Source organism: Streptomyces nanhaiensis, from assembly GCF_046614825.1.
Taxonomy (GTDB): Bacteria; Actinomycetota; Actinomycetes; order Streptomycetales; family Streptomycetaceae; genus Streptomyces; species Streptomyces radiopugnans.
The window spans coordinates 1-455 of the sequence record NZ_JBKJFM010000407.1 but is presented as its reverse complement, the minus strand read 5'-3'; the positions used below and the strand labels follow the sequence as shown (position 1 = coordinate 455).

Annotated in this window: 1 pseudogene; it reads left to right on the top strand. The window is 81.3% G+C overall.

From position 1 onward, the window contains the following. A pseudogene (locus tag ACLIYP_RS30845) lies at window positions 1–455 on the top strand (hypothetical protein); the annotation flags it as partial.

Below are 455 nucleotides of genomic sequence, written 5' to 3'. Positions count from 1 at the left end.
GGCCGACCGGGCGGCGCCGCCGCGTGCCGCCGCCCGAGGAGGCACCGCAGCGGGCTCCCGCCGCTGCCGAGCCGCACGCCTCCGGGCCCGAGCCGCACGCCCCCGCAGCTCAGCACGCCCAGCACGCCCAGCACTCCGGCCACACCCGGCACCCCGAACACGGCGGCACGGAGGGCGCGGGCGGTGCGGAGCAGGCCGCCCAGGCCGACCTCACCGTGGTCGCGGCCAGCCCCATCCTGGGCGGTTCGGTACCGCCCGAGGAGGCGCCCCGGCAGCGTGCGCTGCCGATGCCGGGCAGCGAGACGGCACCGTCGGAGCAGACCTCCGGCGTCAGCGTGCGCACCCTGGGCCAGGGCGTGCCCTTCGCCCGGCAGGCGGGCGAGCAGCACACCGGCCAGCACGCGGTCCAGCCGCCCGCGCCCCCCGCACCGCCCGCGCCGCAGCCTCCGGCCCAG